The sequence below is a fragment of the Klebsiella sp. MS 92-3 genome, from assembly GCF_000195655.1.
GTDB classification, from domain to species: domain Bacteria; phylum Pseudomonadota; class Gammaproteobacteria; order Enterobacterales; family Enterobacteriaceae; genus Klebsiella; species Klebsiella pneumoniae.
In genome coordinates, this window is the sequence record NZ_GL882869.1 from 100670 (window position 1) to 103611 (window position 2942).

At 59.6% G+C, this 2942-nt stretch carries 4 protein-coding genes; all 4 read left to right on the forward strand.

The window, feature by feature from the left end:
* Positions 1-73 precede the first annotated feature (73 nt).
* Positions 74-349 (forward strand): metal/formaldehyde-sensitive transcriptional repressor, encoded by a 276-nt coding sequence (locus HMPREF9538_RS00990; RefSeq protein WP_002907563.1) that lies wholly within the window; start codon positions 74-76, stop codon positions 347-349.
* A 24-nt stretch (positions 350-373) separates the two neighbouring features.
* Positions 374-1492: an S-(hydroxymethyl)glutathione dehydrogenase/class III alcohol dehydrogenase gene (locus HMPREF9538_RS00985; protein ID WP_004143804.1), complete on the forward strand. Its 1119-nt coding sequence runs from the start codon at positions 374-376 to the stop codon at positions 1490-1492.
* Positions 1493-1617: 125 nt separating this feature from the next.
* Positions 1618-2670 carry an FAD:protein FMN transferase ApbE gene (apbE, locus tag HMPREF9538_RS00980; protein WP_004180700.1) on the forward strand — a complete coding sequence of 351 codons (1053 nt, stop codon included), beginning with the start codon at positions 1618-1620 and terminating at the stop codon, positions 2668-2670.
* Positions 2671-2743: 73 nt separating this feature from the next.
* A partial coding sequence (locus HMPREF9538_RS30785; protein ID WP_009486434.1) for an Ada metal-binding domain-containing protein occupies positions 2744-2942 on the forward strand: 199 nt, incomplete at its 3' end.

The window sequence follows — 2942 nt, forward strand, 5'->3', positions numbered from 1 at the left end:
GGGGGGGGGTTTTTTTTGCCTTCACCGCTAATAGAATATAGTATACCCCCCTATATGATACGGAGGCGTAATCGTGCCACATTCACCTGAAGATAAAAAACGGGCGCTCAGCCGCGTAAGACGCATCCGCGGCCAGGTCGAAGCCCTTGAGCGCGCGCTGGAGTCCGGCGAGCCCTGTATGACTATTCTGCAGCAGATCGCCTCGATTCGCGGGGCGGCGAATGGCCTGATGGGCGAAATGGTGGAGATCCACCTGCAGGACGAGCTGGTCAGCGGCGACACCACCCCTGAGCAGCGGGCCGCGAGAATGGCAGAGGTCGGTCATCTGCTACGATCCTATTTAAAATAACATCACGACGAGGAAGAGACAGTTATGAAATCACGCGCAGCAGTGGCCTTCGGCCCCGGTCAGCCGTTAAAAATCGTTGAGATTGACGTCGCGCCGCCGAAAAAAGGCGAAGTTCTGGTGAAAATCACCCACACCGGGGTGTGTCATACCGATGCCTTCACCCTCTCCGGTGACGATCCGGAAGGTGTCTTCCCGGCGGTGCTGGGCCATGAGGGCGGCGGGATTGTCGTGGAAGTAGGCGAGGGCGTCACCAGCCTTAAGCCGGGCGATCACGTCATTCCGCTGTATACCGCCGAATGTGGCGAGTGCAAATTCTGTAAGTCGGGTAAAACCAACCTCTGTCAGGCGGTGCGTGCCACCCAGGGTAAAGGGCTGATGCCGGACGGCACCACTCGTTTCTCGTACAATGGCGAACCGATCTATCACTATATGGGCACCAGCACCTTCAGCGAATATACGGTTTGCGCCGAGATTTCGCTGGCGAAAGTCAATCCGCAGGCGCCTTTGGATAAAGTGTGCCTGCTGGGCTGCGGCGTAACCACCGGTATCGGCGCGGTGCATAACACGGCGAAGGTCAAGGCCGGGGATAGCGTCGCGGTCTTTGGTCTGGGCGGCATTGGTCTGGCGGTGATCCAGGGCGCGGTGCAGGCGCAGGCCGGGCGCATTCTGGCGGTTGATACCAACCCGGATAAGTTCACTCTCGCTAAAGAGATGGGCGCGACCGATTTTATCAATCCGAACGACTACGATAAGCCGATTCAGGATGTGATCGTTGAGTTGACCGACGGCGGGGTGGATTTCAGCTTCGAGTGCATCGGCAATGTAAATGTGATGCGCGCGGCGCTGGAGTGCTGCCATAAAGGCTGGGGTGAGAGCGTGATCATCGGTGTAGCCGGCGCCGGGCAGGAGATCAAGACCCGTCCGTTCCAGCTGGTGACCGGCCGCGTGTGGCGCGGTTCCGCCTTCGGCGGCGTAAAAGGGCGCAGTCAGCTGCCGGGAATGGTGGAAGACGCCATGGCGGGTAAAATTCGCCTCGATCCGTTTATTACCCATCGCCTGCCGCTGGAGCAGATTAACGAGGCCTTTGATCTGATGCATGAAGGTAAATCGATTCGCACCGTGATCCACTTTGGCGACCAGTAATCCCCGACGCTGAAGGCGAATCGTCACTCATAAAAAAAAGGGGCCGCGGGGGGGCCTTTTTTTTTTATGTCCGGTTTAACCTCGCTGGTATACTCTTGTCGCCCTGGTAAGAGGAGCCTCGATTAATGGATATGACTTTCTTTCGCGCCGCGCTGCTGGGTGCCTGCGTTCTGCTCTCTGGCTGCGATTCAGCTACCACTCCTGCGACCCCCACCGCGACGGCCACCGTGCTGGATGGCAAAACGATGGGCACCTTCTGGCGGGTCAGCGTCATTGGCGTGGATGAGGCAAAGGCCCAGGCGTTGCGCGCCAAGGTTCAGGCCCAGCTGGACGCCGACGATCGCCTGCTGTCGACCTGGAAAAACGACTCCGCGCTGATGCGCTTCAATCATGCCGCCACTACCGAACCATGGCCGGTGAGCGAAGCGATGGCGGATATCGTCACCCTGTCGCTGCGGATTGGCGCCAAAACGCACGGCGCGATGGATATTACCGTGGGGCCGCTGGTCAACCTGTGGGGCTTTGGCCCGGATAAACAGCCGGTCACCACCCCGGATGCCGAGGCGATAGCCGCGGCGAAGGCGCGCACCGGCCTGCAGCATCTGCAGGTTATTAATCAGAGCGGCAGGCAGTTCCTGCAAAAAGATATTCCCGATCTGTTTGTCGACCTCTCCACCGTGGGGGAAGGCTATGCCGCCGACCACCTCGCGCGGTTGATGGAGCAGGAGGGGATCTCCCGCTATCTGGTGTCGGTGGGCGGAGCGCTGGTCAGCCGCGGGATGAACGGCGAAGGCAAGCCCTGGCGGGTAGCGATCCAGAAACCGACCGACCGCGAAAACGCCGTTCAGGCGATTGTCGACATCAATGGTCACGGCATCAGCACCTCCGGCAGCTATCGCAACTACTATGAACTCGATGGCAAACGCATCTCGCACGTTATCGATCCGCAGACCGGGCAGCCGATAACCCATAAGCTGGTCTCCGTGACCGTCATTGCGCCAACGGCGCTGGAGGCGGACGGCTGGGATACCGGACTGATGGTGCTGGGGCCGGAAAAAGCGCAGCAGGTGGTGCGCGAGGAGGGGCTGGCGGTCTACATGATCGTTAAAGAAGGAGAGGGTTTTAAAACCTGGATGTCGCCGCAGTTCCGCACTTTCCTTGTCGGCGAGAAAAATTAAAAAGCAAGATTGCGGGTTTTTTACTGCGGGCTTTACCACAGACTGAGGGTACACTTACAGCTGGAGACCCGTCATGAAACCGATAGTTGCCGATACCGATGATCGCCGCTGGCAGGCGGTCTGCGAACGTGATACCCGGGCCGATGGTCAGTTCGTCTTTGCGGTACTGACCACCGGCATCTGCTGTCGTCCCTCCTGCCGCTCGCGGCGCGCGCGGCGAGAAAACGTACGCTTTTTTGCCGACGTCGCCGCCGCCGTGGCGGCGGGGGTCC